Below are 16,926 nucleotides of genomic sequence, written 5' to 3'. Positions count from 1 at the left end.
CCGTGCACGACACGACCACCCGGTCCGCTACCGGGTCCGTCGGTGAGGGCGCCCGCGTCTTCCGGCGGCCCGTCTCGCCCACCGAGTGGTCCTACCTCGCCGCCGCCCGGCTCGGCGAGATGATGGTGATCCAGCTCGTGGTCGAAGGCGACGGGGAGATCGCTGCCCGGGCACTGGCCCGCGCCGTGGCACGGGCCTCCCGGTCCTGCCCCGGTTCCCGGGTCGTGCGCCACGGCCGGACGTGGACCGACAGCGGGGTGCCGGCCAGGGTCGTGGTCGTGGACGCCGACTCCTTCGACCGCACCGCGCTGACCGGACTGCCGGAGCTGACCGGCCACTTGGCGCAGGCCGAGGACCGTCCGGCGTGCGAGGTGCTGCTGCTCACCGGGCAGCCGTCCACCGTGGTCTTCCGCGCCGCGCACGCGGTGATGGACCTCAAGGGCCTGCGGACCTGGGCCGCCGAGGTCTTCCGCGCCCTCAGGGGCGAGCCGCCGCAGGACGCCGCGGACACGCTGACGGACTACCGGCTCCTGGCCTCGCTGGGCAGGACCGGACAGCGTCCCCGCCTCGGGCTCGACCAGCGTTCTCCGCTCGGCGGCAGGGCGGGCCCGGCCGCCGTGTGGCGGCGGCGGACCGTGCCCGGCCGGCCCGCGGCGGCGACCGCGAGGGTGTCGGCGGCACTCGCCGAAGCCGTCGGCTCCCCGGCCCGGATCATGGTGCCGGTCGACCTGCGACGGCACGCACGTGCCTCGTCCGCCACGGCGAACCTCACCCTGCCCGTGTTCCTCGACGTGCCGCCCGGCCAGGGGCCGGACGCCGTCCACCGGCGGTTGCTGGCCGCCCTCGCGGACCGGCGGGAGCTGGCGGCCGGCACGGAGGCGTCGCTCGCCGGGCTTCCGCTGCCCGTAGCCGCGGCCCTCGTCCGCGCCTCCAGGGCCGCGGGCCTGGCACGGCAGCGCCACCTCGCCTCGGCGATCGTCTCGCACGCCGGCCGGCTGGACCCCGCGGAGTTCAGCACGGACGGGTTCGCCGCGAGGACGGTCTACGCCCTGCCCGTCCACGCCCCCCTGGTGCCCTTCAGCGTCGTGCTGGTCGAACTGCCCGGCCACACCGAGCTGGTGGTCTCCGCCCGAGGGGCCGCGGACGTGGGTGAGCGCTGCGACGCGCTGGTCGACCGGATCGCCGGGTCGCTCGTGACGGACGCACCGGCGGCGGGTTCCGGGGGGTTGCGGGCAGCAGGTTCGCGGGAGTCGCGGCGACTGCGCGAGCCCGGCGCCGCCGAGCGGCTCCTCGCTCCAGGACCCGACGGGCTGCCGCCGCTGGACACCACGGTCGTCCGGCTGTTCCGCGCGCAGGCCGCCCGCTCCCCGCAGGCCCCCGCGGTGACCGGCGGCGCCGCGCACTGGTCGTACCGCGAATTGGACCGGCGCTCCGACGCCGTCTGCGCCGAACTGCTCGCCAGGGGCGTGCGGCGCGGCGAGGTCGTCGGGGTCATCGCCGACCGCACGGCGTACGGGCTCGCGGGCGTCTGGGGCGTCCTCAAGGCCGGCGCGGCGTTCCTCCCCATCGACGTCCGCAATCCGGCGCGGCGTGTCGCGGAGCTGCTGCGTGACGCACAGGCCCGGTTCTGCCTGGCGGAGACCGCCTGGGCCGACCTCGCCGGGGAGTTCGGCAGTACGACGATCCTCCTGGAGGACGTCGCCGCCGTCGACGGTCCGTTCGACGCGCGGACGCGGGAGGCACTCGCCACCGCCGCGCCGGGCCCGGACGACCTGGCGTACGTCATCTACACCTCGGGGTCCACCGGCCGCCCCAAGGGCGTGCAGGTGGAGCACCGGAGCCTGGTCAACGCCGTCGGCTGGCTGGCCCCGCTCATGCGATGCGACGCGGGGACCCGTGCCGCGTACTCCTTCTCGCCCGGCTTCGACCTGTCGCTGATGCAGATCTTCCCGCCGCTGCTGCACGGCGGAGCGGTCGTGCCGGTGCCCGGCGAGCTCGACCACCTCAAGCTCCGCGACATGTTCTCGGGCCGGCTCGCCAACACCCTGTCGCTCACCCCGACCCATCTCGACCTCGCGGCACGGCTCGGCGTCCGTCCGACGGGCATCCGCGCGCTGCAGCTGGGCGGTGAGAACCTCACCGCGGCCACCGCCCGGCGGGCGCGCGAGGACTTCGGAGCGGACTGTCTCATCGTCAACGCCTACGGCCCCACCGAGGCCACGCTGGCCTGTACGGTCGCCGTCGTCGAGGACGGCATCTCGCGCGGATCGGCGCCGATCGGCGTTCCGGTGCACCGCACCGGGGTGAGCGTGCTGGACGAGCGGCGGCGCGAGGTCCCGGACGGCCGGCCCGGCGAGCTGTACGTCACCGGCGTGCAGCTGGCCCGCGGTTACCTGGGCCGCCCCGACCTCACCGGCGAACGGTTCGTCCTCCTGCCCGACGGCCGCCGCGCCTACCGGACCGGAGACCTGGTGCTGCGGCTGCCCGACGGACAACTGGAGTACGCGGGACGCGTCGACGACCAGGTGAAGATCCGCGGCCACCGGGTGGAACCTGCCGAGGTCGAAGCGGCGCTGACCGGGATGCCGGACATCGCCCAGGCCACCGTGGTCGCCCGCGGCCGGACCGAGGAGGTACGGGCCCTGTGTGCGTTCGTCGTCCTCGCCCAGGGCGTCACCGCCTTCGACGAGGCCGCCGTACGGGCCGAGCTGGCCCGGTCGCTGCCGCCGCACCTGGTGCCCACGGTGGTACGCGTTCTCCCGGCGTTGCCGGAGACCGCCAGCGGCAAGACCGACCGCAAGGCGCTGCCGGATCCCTTCGACACCGCCACGGCGGGTGCGGGCGCCTCACCGGGCGGGGCGGAGCGGCGCGGGGTGAGCTCCGGTGCATGCACCGATCGCGCCGTGACGGCCGTGACCGCGGAGATCTGGTCGCGCGTCCTGCGGTGCGAGGCCACGGGCCTCGACGCCTCGTCCGACTTCCACGCGCTGGGCGGCGATTCGCTCGCCGTGCTGGAGATGCTGTCGGCCCTCGGCGAGGAGCTGCTCGGCGGGTCGGCCGAGCGGCGGCTGCTGGACCGGCTCGGACCGCTGAGCGACGGGCTGACCCTGGGCCGCGTCGTCGCTGCCGTCGACGTCGTGCGGAGCGAGGCGTGATCTTCGTCGGTGAGGGCGCGCTGCTGTGGCGCGCCGTACGGCACACGCTGGACAGCGGGCTGCCGGTGGACCTGGTCTGCGGCCCGGATGCGGACGGCGCCGCAGCGGTGCCGTCCGGGGTCCGCTTCCTCGGCACCGCGGACGTCAACGCGGTCGCGGGCGAGCTGGCGGCGGCCTGCTCGGACGGGCTGGTCTGGTCGGTCAACAACCGGATGATCTTCCGTGCTCCGGTGCTGTCCACCGGGCTGCGTGTCCTCAACGTCCACCACGGCCCCCTCCCGGCCTACCGCGGGATGCCCGAAGTCGCCCTGGTGTACGCCATGCTGGGCGGCGAGCCGGAGTTCGCCGCCACGCTCCACCGCATCGACGAGGGCATCGACACCGGTCCCGTCCTGGCCTCCGAGCCCTATCCGATCGGTGCCGAGGAGCCGTACCACGTGGTGATGCGCCGGGGACTGCAGGTCTGTCACCGGCTCTTCGAGCGGTGCCTGCCACTCGTGGCGGCCGACCCCGACTGGCCCGGCGACCCGGCCCCCTCCCCGGGTGCCTCCCCGCAGGCGCGGAGCGGCGGCTACTTCGGCCGTACGGCACTGGCCCGGCTCCCCCGGTACCGGGAGCACCCGAGGTTCGCCCGCGCCACCGACCTGGGCTTCCTCGCCGCCTACCTCCCCGAGCTCGCGGAAGCCCTGGCGTGACGACCGGCCCCACGACGCGCCGTACAGCCCGGCCGGCCCGGAACTCACCGCCGCCGACCGGGGCACCCCGGTGGTCCGGCTGGACGCCGCCCCGGGCCGCGACGGCCTCGTGGTCCTCGACCGGCCGGCCGGGGCCTGCTGATCCGGCCGACGCCGCGGCGAGGCGTTCCCGGCCCCCGCACTGCGGTGCGGGGGCCGGGCCTTCGTCGGGGGCGGGCGGGCCGTTCGTTCCGACCTGGCGGCTGGTGTCGATCGGCCGGTCCAGGAGCGACGTGGCGACGACGGGGTTGGGGAAGAGCGGAACCGGCCCGTCTTGACACTTGTGCCACTTTCTCTATTGTGGCAGTTGTGCCACTTTTTAGATTCCGGGGCGGCGCCCCGGGCCGTCGCCTGATCCACATCGGCTATGCGGCGGCCGGGGCCTGTTTCGGCTGGCGCTGGGCGTTCGTGGAGCACGGCCCCGCGTGGCAGCGCGCCCTGCACACGCTGGCCCTGATGGCTGTGCTCGCCGCCCTGGCGCAGGCGGCCAGATGGCAGCGCCGTCGCCGCAGGAGCCCGGTCGGACCGTTCCGGCTGCCGCTGCGAAACCTGATCCTGGGCAAGGTGCTGCTGGTCGTCCTGGCGCTCGGCGCCGGGCTCGTCCTCGACCGATGGACGTCGCAGGCCCAACTGATCGTGGGAACGGGCTTGTTCCTGGCGATCGCGCTCGGCGGGCCGGCCCTGCACCGGCGGCATGCCGCCATGCCCGCAGACGTCCCGCCCCTCACGGAAACCACTGGAGGAATCCATGACCGACACCGCCGTCAACCGGGCAGTCCCGAGTGACCTGCCAGGCCTGCCCAGGCAGCGCGGCTGCCCCTTCGATCCGGCACCCGGGTACGCCCGGCTGCGCGAGCAGGCTCCGATCAGCCGGATCTCCTTCCCCGGTGGCGGATCCGGCTGGCTGGCCACCCGGTACGAGGACGTCCGCGCGATACTGGCCGACCCCAGGTTCAGCTCACGACTGAGCACCGCGGCGCCACACGTCCGCCCCGCGCCGACGGCCCTGCCCGAGCAGCCGCTCCCGGGCGCACTGCTGCGCCTGGACGAACCGGAACACGCGCGCTACCGGCGCCCGGTCATGCGGGCGTTCACCGTCAAGCGCGTCCAGCGGCTTCGGCCGCGGATCCAGCAGATCGTCGACGAGCGCCTGGACGCGATGGAACGGGCCGGCGGGCCGGTCGACCTGGTCGCCGAACTCGCCCTGCCGGTCACCTCGTTGGTCATCTGCGAACTGCTCGGCGTCGACTACGACGACCGCGACACCTTCCACGGCCTGGCCGGCCGACTGCTGGCCATCGAATCCTCGCCCGAGCAGGCGCAGCAGGCCAGGGCGGAACTCGCCTCCTTCATCGCCGCCCTGGTCGCCGCCAAGCGCGAGCAGCCGGGCGACGACCTGCTCAGCGCCCTGATCGCCGAGGGGGACGCCGATCCGGACAGCCCGCTGACCGACATCGCGGTCACCGTCCTGGGCTCGCTGCTGCTGATCGCCGGTCACGAGACCACCGCCAACATGATCGCGCTCGGCACCCTGACGCTGCTGGAATCCCCCGACCAGCTCGCCGCCCTCCGCAGTGACCCGGCCCTGGCCGACCGCGCGGTCGAGGAACTGCTGCGCCATCTGACGATCATCCAGTTCGGCCTGGTCCGGGCGGCGGCCGAGGACCTCACCCTCCGCGGCCAGTCGATCAAGGCCGGCGAGTACGTCGTGGCCTCACTGCCCTCGGCCAACCGCGACCCCGGCCTCGGCATCGCGGACCCGGACCGGCTGGACATCACCCGCGACCCCGCCGCCCACGTCGCCTTCGGCTACGGCCCCCACCAGTGCCTGGGCCAGCAACTCGCCCGTGCCGAACTCCAGATCACACTCACCTCGCTGTTCGCCCGCTTCCCGCACCTGCGGCCGGCCGTCCCGGCCGACCAGCTGCCGTTCCGCGACGACATGATCGTCTACGGCCTGCACCAGCTGCCCGTCACCTGGTGAACCACGCCCCGACACCCCAGCAAGGACACCCCATGCGCATCACCCTCGACCAGGACCGCTGCTGCGGCGCGGGCACCTGCGTCATGACCGCTCCCGAGGTCTTCGACCAGCGCGACGACGGCATCGCCATCCTCCTCGACCCCAACCCGCCCACGCAGCTGGCCACTTCGGTCCGAGACGCGGCCGCTCGCTGCCCCGCCGCCGCCATCCGGGTGGAGGCCCGGTGAGCGAGCACACGCCCGTACCCTGCGAGGCCGGCGCATGAACACCGCGCTGCGCCGTGTGATCGTGGTCGGCGCCTCCGCCGCCGGGCTCGCGGCGGCGGAGACACTCCGCCGCGAGGGCTACCACGGCCGACTGACCCTCCTCGGCGAGGAACCCCACCTCCCGTACGACAGACCGCCGTTGTCCAAGCAGATCCTGGCCGGCGACTGGCAGCCGACCGCCTCGGCCCTGCGCGGCCCGGACGACTACGCCCGGCTCGATCTCGACCTACGGCCCGGCCGCCGGGCCGTAGCCCTCGACCCCGACCAGCGCGCTGTCCGACTCGACGACGGCACAAGCCTCGACTACGACGGGCTGATCATCACCACCGGTGTCACGCCCCGCCGACTGCCCACCGGGCACGACCTCGACGGCGTCCACGTCCTGCGCACCCTGGACGACGCCCTGCGCCTGCGCCGACACCTGCTGCGCCGGCCCACGCTCGCCGTCGTCGGCGGCGGGTTCACCGGCGCCGAAGTCGCCGCCACCGCCCGCACCCTCGGTCTGGAGACCACCCTGATCTGCCAGGGCCCCTCCCCCCTCGCCGAACGCCTCGGCCCCCACCTGGGCCGCATGGTGGCCCGGCTCCACACCGACCACGGCGTACGGCTGCGCACCGGCGTCCGCGTCACCTCCCTGATCGGCTCACACGGGCAGGTGACGGGGCTGCAACTGACCGACGACTCCCTGGTGGAGGCCGACGCCGTGGTGGTGGCCATCGGCTCGACACCCGCCACCGACTGGCTGCGCGGCAGCGGCCTGCGGATCGGCGACGGCGTGCTCTGCGACGCCTACTGCCAAGCCGCGCCGGGCGTCTACGCCGCCGGGGACGTCGCTCGCTGGTACCACCCGCGCCTCGGCGGCACCCTGCGGCTGGAGCACCGCACCAACGCCGCCGAGCAGGCCATCGCCGCGGCACGCAACCTGCTCGGCGCCCACGAACCGTACGCACCGCTGCCCTACTTCTGGAGCGACCAGTACGACGCCAGGATCCAGGCGTACGGGACGTGCGCCGCCGACGCGAAGATCGAGGTGGTACACGGCGATCCGGAGGAACGTTCCTTCGTCGCCCTCTACCGCACGCAGGACCGTGTCACCGGCGCGCTCGGCTGGAACAGCCCCCGGGCGCTGCGCTCCCACCTCACGGCCCTCACCCGGCCCGACCCAGCGGCCCAGGCCGGCTGACCAGGGCCCGCCCGGGGCGGGCGCGCAACCGTCACAGGTCCGCGCTCGCCTCGGCCAGCACCGCGAACGCGGTCGGCAGCAGCCGGGCGAAGGCGCCGACCGGCAACTCCTCGGTCCTGCGCCGCTCCCGCACCGTACGAACCACCGCACGCACCGCCGACATCGCCGACATCGCCACCACGGCAGCCCGCAGATCCACATCAGGGCCGGGCGGCAACCGCTCCATGAGCAGCTTGGTGAGCCGGCTCTCCATCTGCACGAAGGCGTACACCAACCGGTCCGTCACCAACGCCTCCGCACCCTCGATCGGGTGGGCCAGCGCGACCAGGGTTGTCTGCGGGGCACTGGCCACCGCCGCCAGTACCGCTTCGCGCAACGCGACCAACGCGGGTTCCTCGGGCGGGCGGCAGGCCAGCTCGTGCACCATCCGGTCGAACGACTCCGCGAGATCCGGCAGCAGCAGGTCCTCCTTGCTGTCGAAGTACCGGAAGAACGTCCGCTGCGACACCCCGGCCGCCTCGACGATCTCCGCGACCGTCGTCTCGGCGAACCCGCGCTCGGCGAACAGCCGCGCGGCCGCGGCACGCAGCGCCTCCCGGGTCTCGGCCTTCTTGCGTTCCCGCAGCCCAGCGAAAGGGGTGCCATCGGATCGAGCCATGCCAGAACAGTACGCGAGATGACCGCCACGCCGGTCGGCACATATGTCCGAAGCCGCACGTCGCAACGGCTGATCAGAGTGTGAACGCACGTGTCTCGCGCACTTCCGCCCCCGGTCGGCCCCGTCCGCTGCCGCCTGCGCGTCCGCCCTCACCCCGGCCCGCTTCACCGGAACCCGACACTTCCGAGCCTGTGCGACACCACGAACGACTCCGCCGCCTCCGTGCCCACCGTCTCCGCCGCGGCCTCCCCGGCGACCCCCGGCCCCTCCCGGACCGACGACCGGGCCGCCTCGGCGCGCGGTGGCGATCCCCCGCTCGGACAGAACGGACTACTCTCGTGCCCGAGGGCCGCCATCAGCCCCGGGCGGGCATCGATTCTCGCGCGGCACGGCACGATCCAGGCGGAATCCCGACACCCGCGGCACGGTCGGCAAGCGTGGGTCGGACACTCCTGGATCCCGGAACCGATCGCTCGGCGCGCAGGACCCGCCACTGCGGGCTGGTGCAGGACGAGGATCTCGGCGTTTCTCGTGGCCGAGGAGCGCCCCAGCGGTGTCGGCGAGTCAAATGGTCAGAGGAGCATCCACTGCTGTGATCCGTCCACGGCGCGCTCCGCCGCCGGTAGGCGACACGCGGCGCAACCGGCCGGGCGCAAGGAGGAAGACCGTGATCGTCGACTGCGCGCACTACCGCGCCGGACGCCGGCAGCACGAGGGCCCGATACCGCTGGAGGAGGCGGCCGCGCGCTGCACGCAGGGCGGATTCGTCCGGCGCGGATTCGTCCGGCTCGGCATGTTCGAACCGACCCCCGAGGAACTGGCCAGGGTACGCGCGAGCTTCGGGCTGCACGAGCTCGCCGTCGAGGACGCCCAGACCTTCCACCTGCGGCCGAAGGCCGAGCAGGAAGACTCCCTGTGGGTACGGGAGACTCTCGACCGGATCAGCCGAGTCTTCGGCGCACGCATCGATCTCGGGCCGGACGGCATGCTCGATCTCCGGTGGACGTGAGGAGAGCGGACGTGACCGGCGAGGCTTCTCCTGCACCCCGAGATCTCGTCCAGGCCGTCCTGATGGCCGGGGTCCGCGACGAGCGGCTGCTCGACGCCATACGGGCGACGCCGCGAGCAGGATTCGTCCCTGCCGAATACGTCGCCCTCGCATGCGAGGACCGGCCCGTCCCGATCCCGCACGGGCAGGTGACCACCCAGCCCTCGCTGTCGGCGAAGATGATCGAAGGTCTGGAACTCACCGGGAACGAGCACGTCCTCGAAGTCGGTACCGGCCTGGCCTTTCAGACCGCTCTGATCGCTCGCCTCGCCGCAGACGTCGTGAGCATCGAGATATGGCCCGATCTCGTTCGGCAGGCGCGGCGGAATCTCTCCCACCAGAGCGTTCGCAACGTGGAGCTGCGCGTCGGGGACGGCAGCTGCGGCGTGCCGGACCGCGCCCCGTACGACGCCATCATCGTCTCCGCCGCGTTCCCCGAAGTCCCTCTCCCACTGGTCGAGCAACTTCGGCTCGGCGGCCACCTGGTCCAGCCCATCGGACCGGGTGGGGAGGAGCAGGTCATGTCCTTCCGACGCACCGCTTCGGGACTGCAGCACCGGCAGACCCTCACCTGGGCCAGGTTCGTCCGGCTGCACGGACGGTACGGCTTTTCGTCCTGAGACGGTGAAGAGACCTGTGGCTCCGTCTACGGCGAACAGCGCCACACGCGCCTGGGCATCGGCGAGGGTGGACGCCAGTGTGCCTCCCACACACTGTTGCCCTCCTTGGCGGCGATCTCCAGAACAGCGCTGATGAACACAGAGGTCGCCACGACGGCATCGTCGCCCTCCCCCGGCCGGTAGGCTGACGTCGTCCGCCCCCGTCCCCCGCGAGGCCCTGATCTCCATGCGCATGTTCTTCGATCCGGACGACGAGGACGGCTACGCGTCCGCCTGCGAGCAGTTGGTCATGCGTTTCGCGCGCTGGTGCGAGGAGCACGGCGAGTTGGGCGATCCGACGGTGGCGGAGTCGGCGCTGGACTACCGGCATCGCGGGACCGTCGACGGCCGGCTCGGGCTGTGGCAGGCGCGCCATGTGGAGGAGTTCCTGCTGAACTGGCTGCCGCGCACGCTCACCGAGCTGCCCGGCGAGCCCCCTGCGGACGGCCCTGGCGCGCTTCGCGCCCTGCTGCGGTTCCTGCACGCGACGGGGCTTGACGATCCGCGCGGTGAGCCGCTCGACGTGCTGGAGCGCGTGATCGACGCAGTCTCGCCCGGGTACGCGGAGGCGATGACCGACCGTACCCGCTGGGGCATGGCGAAGTTCTGGACGACCACCGCCGCCGAGCAGGGCGTCGACATCTTCGATCAGCGCGCGATGGAGCGGTTCATCGAGCGCGCCCAGCGCGGCCAGGTTCCGTACGACGAGGCTGTTCTGGAGGAGATCGTCCGCCGTCACCGCCTCACCGGCCCGGCCACGGTGGACCGTGCCGAGCCGCAGCTGCCCGTCACGCTGCCGAGCGAGGACGAGCTGCGGACCGCCGCCGCGGCCGTCCCGCTCATGGGCCGGCTGGCCTCTCTCGCGCAGTGGGCCGGAAAGGACGGACGGGAGCTGACGAAACTCGGGCGGCTCAAACTCGCCGACGCCCGGGAGCTCGTGGCTCTGCTCTCCACCGGCGACCGGCCCGGTTCGCCGCGTACCAGTGCCGATCTGCCGCACCTCAACGTGGTCTTCGAGTGGGCGAAGAAGGCCCGTGTGGTCCGCCCGGCGAAGGGCCGCTTGTTCGCGGTGGCCAAGGCGCAGCCGCTGCTCAAGGACCCGCTGGCGCTGTGGCTGCGGGCCTTCGAGGCGTTCTTCGAGCTGCGCGAGGCGCTGATCGGCGACCGGGACGGCTACCGGCCCACCTCCATGCTGTTCGCGGTGTACGAGGACCTTCTGCCCGACATCCTCAATACCCTCTACAGCATCCCGCACCCCATGCCCTGGCCCCGGCTTCGTGAGTCGACCCACCTGGCTTATGACACCCGCTTCCTCCTCACCGGCGAGGAACTGGCCCAGGAACAGTTCTGGTTGCGGCAGGCCGACGCCGACCTTCGCGAAGTCCTCGAAGTCCTTGAGCAGTTCGGCGTCATCACTCGCGAACAGGGCATGGCCCATCCGGCCTTCCTCGACCTGCCGGCTGCACCGCCCGCACCGGCCCTGCCGCCGGGCATGCCTCCGGAGCTGGCCGCCCTTCTCGGCCCCCCGGCTCAGGACGCCAACGCACCGCGCCGCGCCGAGGAACTGCGCGGCGAACTCACCGCCGGCCCGGTCGAACTGATCCGCCTCACCGACCTCGGCACCCACGCCGTACGGCTACGGCTGCTCGCCGAGGGCCGCAACGCACCCCTCGTCGGCGAACTCACCCACGCCCCGGCCGCCGGACTGCTCGGCGTCCTCGCCGAGCACTACGACCCCGCATCCGCGCGCCTCGAACTCGCCGCCTGGACCCGGACGTGCGGCGGACCCGAGGCCGCGCTGGCCGAACTCGTCCAGGCCGTACGCGACACCCCGTGGCGCACCCGTGCTGCCGCCCTGCTCGACGTCCTCACCATTGCCCTGCCGGATGGCGAAGGCGAGCGGCTCCTGCGGAGTCTGCGCTGCGACTCGCAGCTCGCCCCGACCGCACTCAGCGTCCTCACCCACCGCGAGATCCTCCACCCCGACGACCTCACCGACCCCGAGTCATTGCTCGTGCTCGCCGAGAGCCTCCTCCAGCTGCTCGAGGCCGGAGGGGAGGATGCCACCGTCGACTCGCTGCTCTCCCAAGGCCGCAGCAAGGCCGGCGAAGCCGTCGCCGCCGCCGTCGCCTCCGGGCATCCGGACCGGGCCGGCCTCGCCGCCCTCCGCTCCCTGGCCGGCGGCCCGCTGCGCGAGCGCTCGGCACAGCTCGGCCGCCTGAACGCTGCCCGCGCCCGCCGGAGTACCGCACGATCCAAGGGCAAACGGCGGCGCTGACCCACCTGGTCAACGCGCCGCCAATGCCGACCTTTTCACTCGACCGGGTCAAGTTGAACCCGGCCCCCCTTCGCGTCGTCCTCCGTGCTTCCGGACTCTCTCCACGAGCCGGCCCTCAGCTGGACCCATCGAGGGCCAGGACGCCCGTGATCGCTGGGCTGATGGTCTGTGTCCCCCCGCCGACACAGACACCACAACGTCGCCGCCGGGCTCCGCCATGTCCCCTGCGACCCCTTTGGCTGGCCGCTCGACTTCCTGGACATCCCTTGAGCAGCCCACCTACACAATTCAGTAGGACTTTGAAACGCCCCTGGCTACTGTTGGTCCAACAAGGCAGTGTTGCAACGACCGCTTGAACCTGGGCAGATCATGCCGGTCAAGGCGTTCGCCCGCCGCCGACGCCACCGAGCTGTGCGGCGACGTGGTCGACGTCCCATGGCGTCTGGACCAGACACACCTTCATTTTCGCGGGCGAGGACAAGTCCCGAGCGCGGTAACCCACTGCCCACCGTTTACGACCGCACGGGCTGCTCGGCGAAGTCCAGGACGGCGACCGAGGGCAGCCGCGCGGCCAGCGGCGGGACGGCCAGGGCCAGCGGCAGCAGCGCGCCGACCAGCGCGCGCCCGCCGACCGGCCGGACATCCCGCACGTCAACCACCGCGGGGCTGGCGGTGCGCAGCCTGGCCCGCTCGCCCGCGTCCATCGCCCAGGGCATCGGCGGCACCTGGTAGCCGTGGGTGCGCAGCTTGCCAGTGCGGGTCAGCCTGCCGAACCAGCGCGGCACAGCGTCCAGCACTAGCGAGCCGCCCGGGAAGCGCTCGGCACAGCCTGCGATCAGGGCTCGCACCTGAGCGGGTTGAAGGTACATCAACAAGCCTGCTGCCGTGACGAATACGCCACGGCTCTTGTCCACCTCGTCGACCCAGCCCAGTGCGGTGGCGTCGGCCGCTAGGTAGCGCTGCCGGGGCCCGGGCGGCAGCAGCCGCTCGCGCAGCGCCACCGACTCGGGCAGGTCCACGGTGAGCCACTGGGCGCGCCCGTTGTCGACCCGCCAGTACTGGGTCTCCAGGCCCTCCCCCAGGCAGACCACGGTGCCGCGCGGCTCCCGAGCGAGGAAGTCCGCCACCTCGCGGTCGAAGCAGGCCGCGCGCAGGGCCTGGAGCTGGGCCTGGGTACCGCTTGTGCCGAACCGCTCCGCGAAGGGGTAGTCGATCCGGTCGACCAACTCGACGGCCTTGGGGTCGTGGAGCACGGTGTCCGGCCGGCGCGCCTCCAGCGCCCGGTGCCACAGCGTCCACAGCGCCGTCTCCGGTACCTGCCCCAACTCCGGCCGCTCCCCGCCGCTCATCGCTCACTCCCTCAGACGTGCACCACACTCCGGCATGAACCCGCTGATTCTGACACCCCGGGCGGGGAGGGCGCCGGGCCGACGCGCGGCGTGGCCGACGCCTCAGCCGACGCTGAAGGCGCCGTCCGGCGGGGGCGGGGAGTCGCTGGCGTCCGCGTCCGTCACCGGGGTGGTACGGCCGACCAGGGCGGACAGGTCCTCGCCCTCGGTGAGCCGGGCGGGGAAGATGTCGCCGGCCAGCAGCCGGCTCAGCTCCGTCGCCGGCAGTGGCGCCGTCGAACCGGTCAGCAGGATGTTGCCGTACCGGCGCCCGCGCAGCACCGGGGCCTCCGCCACCAGGCAGACGTACGGGAACACCGCCCGCACCGTCGCCGCCTGCGCCTTGGCGAAGGCGAGCGGCGGGCCGTCCGCCAGGTTGGCGGCGTAGCAGCCGCCCTCGCGCAACGCGCGCGCGGCCAGCCGTAGGAACTCCACCGAGGTGAGGTGCGCCGGGGTGCGGGAGCCGTGGAAGACGTCCGCGATCACCAGGTCCTGGCTGCCCGCCGGGGTCGCGGCGAGCGCCTCCCGGGCGTCGCCGACCGTCGCGGTGATGTCCGCACCGGGCCCCTGCCAGGGCAGGTGCTCGGCGACCAGGTCGAGCAGCGGCCCGTCCACCTCCACCACCCTCTGCCGCGAGCCGGGCCGGGTGGCGGCCAGGTAGCGCGGCAGCGTCAGCGCGCCGCCGCCGAGGTGCAGTACGTCCAGAGGCCGTCCGGCGGGGGCGAGGGCGTCGGCGAGGTGGCCGAGCCTGCGGGTGTACTCGAACTCCAGGTGGGTCGGGTCGGCGAGGTCGACGTACGACTGCGGGGTGCCGTCCAGGGTGAGCAGCCAGCCGCCGTCCCGGTCGATGTCCGGCATCAGTTTGGCGAAGCCGAGGTCCGTCCGCCGCCCGACCGGCACCGGCTCGTCCGTCACGCGTTGTCCCCCACCGGCTGCACGTCCAGGTATGCGGCCAGCCAGCGGTCCAGCTCGGCGAACACCTGGGTGCGGGCCGCCTCACCGGAGAGCACCAGGTCGTGTATGCCGCCCTTGATCCGCACGATCGTCACGTGTCGGCCGAGCCTCGGTCCCTCGGCGGCGATGTCGTCGGCGCGCAGCACCCCGTCGGCGTGGTGCAGGGCGTTGTGCCACTTGGTGGTGGAGATCGACCGCGTCGAGGCCATCAGCAGCACCGGCACGTCGATCCCGAGCCCGCGCCGCAGCTGCCGGTGCCCCTGGTGGATCGCCGCCAGCCACCCCGCGAACAGCGGGAAGCCCTCGGCCGGCTTGAGCGTGAGGTCGAAGTCCCACTCACCCTTGTGGTCCTTGTGCAGGCTGTGGGTGTAGTGCGGGTTCAGCGAGGACGGCAGGACGCGGGTCGGCGCCAGCTTCCCGATCGCCGTGACCACCGGACCGCCGGCGGTCCGGACGGCCTGCGCGGCCGGCATCGACAGGAACGGACTGTTCAGGAACAGCCCGTCCACCACCCCGCGCCCGGCTCGACGCCCCGCCCACAGCGCGGCGACCAGCCCGCCGGTGGAGTGCCCGTTCAGCAGCAGTTGCCCGTGCCCGTCCACCTCCCGGATGATCCGCACCGCCTCGTCGATCTCCTCGTCGTACTCGGCGAGGTCGCGGACGAAGTTCGGCGACTGGTGCGGCTGCAGCGAGCGCCCGTACTTGCGCAGGTCCAGGGCGTAGAAGGAGAACCCGAGCGCCGTGTAGTGGTCGGCCAGATTGGTCTGAAAGAAGTAGTCGTTGTACCCGTGGATGTACAGGACCGCCCGGTCCGACCCCGGCACCGGCCGCCGTACGAGGGTCGCGCAGACCGTCCCTTCGTCGTCGGACCGCAGCGCCAGCTCCGCCGCCTCGTAGGGGGCACCGAGGATGTCTTCCCGAAACTCCATCTGCCCTGAACCCGTCCCTCTGCTCCGCCCGCCCTTTACGGCGGGTGACCACCCGTTCCGAGCCACGACGATACCGGCCGGTAGGTGCGGGGCGCGCAGCGGCGGGTGCCACCGGCCGGGGACTCCCCCGTTCGGCCCGACCGGAGGATCCGGGGTCGAATACCCGCCCGGGGTAGCCGTCCGCGCCTCCTGACCACTTCTCGTGCGCCTGCTGTGCGCCGGTGGTCATGTGGAACGCTTCCCGGACAGACCAGGCGAGTTGGGGAGTTTGCATGCAGCACGGGCATACCGATCCGTCGCTCTACCGTTCGGCGGCGGAGGCGATCGCCGCGCCGCCGGAGAAGCTGGCGTACGTGGCCGGGTTCGACCGGTCGGCGCGGCAGCCGGACGCGTTGCTCACGGTCGACACCGATCCGGCGTCGGCGAGCTACGGGAAGGTGCTCAACTTCGCCGAACTGCCCACCCTGGGCGATGAGCTGCACCACTTCGGGTGGAATGCCTGCTCCAGCGCGCTCGCGCACGCCTGCCACCAGAACCCGGAGCGACGCTATCTGCTCCTCCCCGGGCTGCGGTCGTCCCGGCTGCACGTGATGGACACCCGGCCCGACCCGGTCCGGCCGCGGCTGGTGAAGACCGTGGAGGCGAAGGAACTGGCCGCCAAGGCGGGTTACTCGCGACCCCACACCCTGCACTGCGGACCGGACGGCGTGTTCCTGTCCTGCCTCGGCTCCGGGGACGGCGACGACGGGCCGGGCGGGGTGGCGCTGCTCGACCACAGCACCTTCGAGGTGCTCCGGCCCTGGGAGACCGAGCGCGGTCCGCAGCATTTCGCGTACGACGTCTGGTGGCACCTCGGCACCGATGTCGCGGTGACCAGCGAGTGGGGCACCCCGTGGATGGTCGAGGACGGGGTGCTGCCCGAGCAGTTGTTGGCCCGCAAGTACGGGCATGCGCTGCACTTCTGGGAGTTGGGCACCGGGCGGCACCTGCAGCGGATCGACTTCGGGGACCAGTACCAGATGGTGCTGGAGCTGCGCCCGGCGCACGATCCGCAGGCGGAGTGGGGGTTCGCCGGGGTGGTGACGAACGTCGAGGACCTCTCCTCCTCGGTGTGGCTCTGGTACCGGGAGGGGCCGGCGTTCACCGCGCGCAAGGTGATCGAGATCCCCGCCGAGCCGGCCAGGACCGAGGAGCTGCCGCCGGCGCTCCGGCCGTTCGGGGCGGTGCCGCCGCTGGTGACGGACATCAACCTGTCGGTGGACGACCGCTGGTTGTACGTGTCGGCCTGGGGCACCGGTGAGTTGTTCCAGTACGACGTCTCGGATCCGTTCCACCCCCGGCTGGCCTCCTCGGTGCGCCTCGGCGGGGTGGTCGCCCGGACGCCGCACCCGGCCGAGCCCGGGCGGCCGTTGAGCGGGGCGCCGCAGATGGTGGAGATCAGCCGGGACGGGCGGCGGCTGTACCTGACCAACTCCCTCTACGGCGCCTGGGACGACCAGTTCTACCCGGACGGCATCGACCCCTGGCTGGTCAAGCTGGACGCCGACCCCGAGGCCGGCGGGCTGAGCATCGACGAGCGTTTCTTCCCGAACGGCGCGGACTTCCGGGGCCTGCGCGTCCACCAGACCCACCTGGCGGGCGGCGACGCCTCCTCGGATTCCTACTGCTACCGGTAGCGGGCTACCGGCAA

At 72.9% G+C, this 16,926-nt stretch carries 14 protein-coding genes; 10 read left to right on the top strand and 4 right to left on the bottom strand.

Annotated features, from left to right (window positions below):
• The first annotated feature begins 2 nt into the window (after positions 1 to 2).
• The 6 genes from ABZW30_RS25075 (at position 3) to ABZW30_RS25050 (ending at position 7,322) form a co-directional block, all read left to right on the top strand.
• Complete coding sequence (locus tag ABZW30_RS25075) at positions 3 to 3,155, top strand: non-ribosomal peptide synthetase (RefSeq protein WP_355673495.1); 3,153 nt, start codon at positions 3 to 5, stop codon at positions 3,153 to 3,155.
• Positions 3,152 to 3,850 (top strand): formyltransferase family protein, encoded by a 699-nt coding sequence (locus tag ABZW30_RS25070; RefSeq protein WP_355673430.1) that lies wholly within the window; start codon positions 3,152 to 3,154, stop codon positions 3,848 to 3,850. The genes ABZW30_RS25075 and ABZW30_RS25070 overlap by 4 nt, the downstream gene beginning before the upstream one ends.
• 348 nt (positions 3,851 to 4,198) lie before the next feature.
• The gene (locus ABZW30_RS25065) at positions 4,199 to 4,675 is read left to right on the top strand and encodes a hypothetical protein (protein WP_355673429.1); all 477 of its coding nucleotides are present in this window, start codon (positions 4,199 to 4,201) and stop codon (positions 4,673 to 4,675) included.
• Positions 4,638 to 5,873: a cytochrome P450 gene (locus ABZW30_RS25060; RefSeq protein ID WP_355673428.1), complete on the top strand. Its 1,236-nt coding sequence runs from the start codon at positions 4,638 to 4,640 to the stop codon at positions 5,871 to 5,873. Before ABZW30_RS25065 ends, ABZW30_RS25060 begins: the two co-directional genes overlap by 38 nt.
• 32 nt (positions 5,874 to 5,905) lie before the next feature.
• Positions 5,906 to 6,100, top strand: coding sequence for a ferredoxin (locus ABZW30_RS25055; RefSeq protein ID WP_355673427.1), 195 nt, complete (start codon positions 5,906 to 5,908; stop codon positions 6,098 to 6,100).
• A gap of 34 nt (positions 6,101 to 6,134) precedes the next feature.
• Positions 6,135 to 7,322, top strand: a complete 1,188-nt coding sequence (locus tag ABZW30_RS25050; RefSeq protein ID WP_355673426.1) for an FAD-dependent oxidoreductase — start codon at positions 6,135 to 6,137, stop codon at positions 7,320 to 7,322.
• Between the two features lie 31 nt (positions 7,323 to 7,353).
• Here ABZW30_RS25050 and ABZW30_RS25045 read toward each other — a convergent pair whose 3' ends face one another.
• Positions 7,354 to 7,980 (bottom strand): TetR family transcriptional regulator, encoded by a 627-nt coding sequence (locus ABZW30_RS25045; RefSeq protein WP_355673425.1) that lies wholly within the window; start codon positions 7,978 to 7,980, stop codon positions 7,354 to 7,356.
• Between the two features lie 667 nt (positions 7,981 to 8,647).
• Here ABZW30_RS25045 and ABZW30_RS25040 point away from each other — a divergent pair.
• The 3 genes from ABZW30_RS25040 (at position 8,648) to ABZW30_RS25030 (ending at position 11,965) form a co-directional block, all read left to right on the top strand.
• On the top strand, positions 8,648 to 8,989 hold the full coding sequence (locus tag ABZW30_RS25040; protein WP_355673424.1) for a hypothetical protein: 342 nt from the start codon (positions 8,648 to 8,650) through the stop codon (positions 8,987 to 8,989).
• An 11-nt stretch (positions 8,990 to 9,000) separates the two neighbouring features.
• Positions 9,001 to 9,648 (top strand): protein-L-isoaspartate(D-aspartate) O-methyltransferase, encoded by a 648-nt coding sequence (locus tag ABZW30_RS25035; protein WP_355673423.1) that lies wholly within the window; start codon positions 9,001 to 9,003, stop codon positions 9,646 to 9,648.
• 226 nt (positions 9,649 to 9,874) lie between these two features.
• On the top strand, positions 9,875 to 11,965 hold the full coding sequence (locus ABZW30_RS25030) for a hypothetical protein (protein WP_355673422.1): 2,091 nt from the start codon (positions 9,875 to 9,877) through the stop codon (positions 11,963 to 11,965).
• A 512-nt stretch (positions 11,966 to 12,477) separates the two neighbouring features.
• On the opposite strand, the gene ABZW30_RS25025 is transcribed toward ABZW30_RS25030, so the two are convergent.
• The 3 genes from ABZW30_RS25025 to ABZW30_RS25015 all read right to left on the bottom strand — a co-directional run bounded on the left by ABZW30_RS25025 (position 12,478) and on the right by ABZW30_RS25015 (position 15,236).
• Positions 12,478 to 13,314: a class I SAM-dependent methyltransferase gene (locus ABZW30_RS25025; RefSeq protein WP_355673421.1), complete on the bottom strand. Its 837-nt coding sequence runs from the start codon at positions 13,312 to 13,314 to the stop codon at positions 12,478 to 12,480.
• A 102-nt stretch (positions 13,315 to 13,416) separates the two neighbouring features.
• Positions 13,417 to 14,211 carry a fused MFS/spermidine synthase gene (locus ABZW30_RS25020; RefSeq protein WP_355673494.1) on the bottom strand — a complete coding sequence of 265 codons (795 nt, stop codon included), beginning with the start codon at positions 14,209 to 14,211 and terminating at the stop codon, positions 13,417 to 13,419.
• A 53-nt stretch (positions 14,212 to 14,264) separates the two neighbouring features.
• Positions 14,265 to 15,236, bottom strand: a complete 972-nt coding sequence (locus ABZW30_RS25015; RefSeq protein WP_355673420.1) for an alpha/beta hydrolase — start codon at positions 15,234 to 15,236, stop codon at positions 14,265 to 14,267.
• Between the two features lie 272 nt (positions 15,237 to 15,508).
• On the opposite strand from ABZW30_RS25015, the gene ABZW30_RS25010 reads away from it, so the two are divergent.
• Positions 15,509 to 16,912 carry a selenium-binding protein SBP56-related protein gene (locus ABZW30_RS25010; protein ID WP_355673419.1) on the top strand — a complete coding sequence of 468 codons (1,404 nt, stop codon included), beginning with the start codon at positions 15,509 to 15,511 and terminating at the stop codon, positions 16,910 to 16,912.
• Positions 16,913 to 16,926 lie beyond the last annotated feature (14 nt).

This window comes from Kitasatospora sp. NPDC004669 (assembly GCF_040609455.1).
Taxonomy (GTDB): Bacteria; Actinomycetota; Actinomycetes; order Streptomycetales; family Streptomycetaceae; genus Kitasatospora.
Note: the sequence above shows the minus strand (reverse complement) of the source record. Positions and strands in the feature narration are given on the sequence as shown.

What these genes read in the sequence shown, in the direction of transcription:
- ABZW30_RS25060 (WP_355673428.1), top strand. Translation starts at nt 4,638, where the DNA reads ATGACCGACACCGCCGTCAACCGGGCAGTCCCGAGTGACCTGCCAGGC.
- ABZW30_RS25055 (WP_355673427.1), top strand. Translation starts at nt 5,906, where the DNA reads ATGCGCATCACCCTCGACCAGGACCGCTGCTGCGGCGCGGGCACCTGC.
- ABZW30_RS25050 (WP_355673426.1), top strand. Translation starts at nt 6,135, where the DNA reads ATGAACACCGCGCTGCGCCGTGTGATCGTGGTCGGCGCCTCCGCCGCC.
- ABZW30_RS25045 (WP_355673425.1), bottom strand. Translation starts at nt 7,980, where the DNA reads ATGGCTCGATCCGATGGCACCCCTTTCGCTGGGCTGCGGGAACGCAAG.
- ABZW30_RS25030 (WP_355673422.1), top strand. Translation starts at nt 9,875, where the DNA reads ATGCGCATGTTCTTCGATCCGGACGACGAGGACGGCTACGCGTCCGCC.
- ABZW30_RS25025 (WP_355673421.1), bottom strand. Translation starts at nt 13,314, where the DNA reads ATGAGCGGCGGGGAGCGGCCGGAGTTGGGGCAGGTACCGGAGACGGCG.
- ABZW30_RS25020 (WP_355673494.1), bottom strand. Translation starts at nt 14,211, where the DNA reads ATGCCGGACATCGACCGGGACGGCGGCTGGCTGCTCACCCTGGACGGC.
- ABZW30_RS25015 (WP_355673420.1), bottom strand. Translation starts at nt 15,236, where the DNA reads ATGGAGTTTCGGGAAGACATCCTCGGTGCCCCCTACGAGGCGGCGGAG.
- ABZW30_RS25010 (WP_355673419.1), top strand. Translation starts at nt 15,509, where the DNA reads ATGCAGCACGGGCATACCGATCCGTCGCTCTACCGTTCGGCGGCGGAG.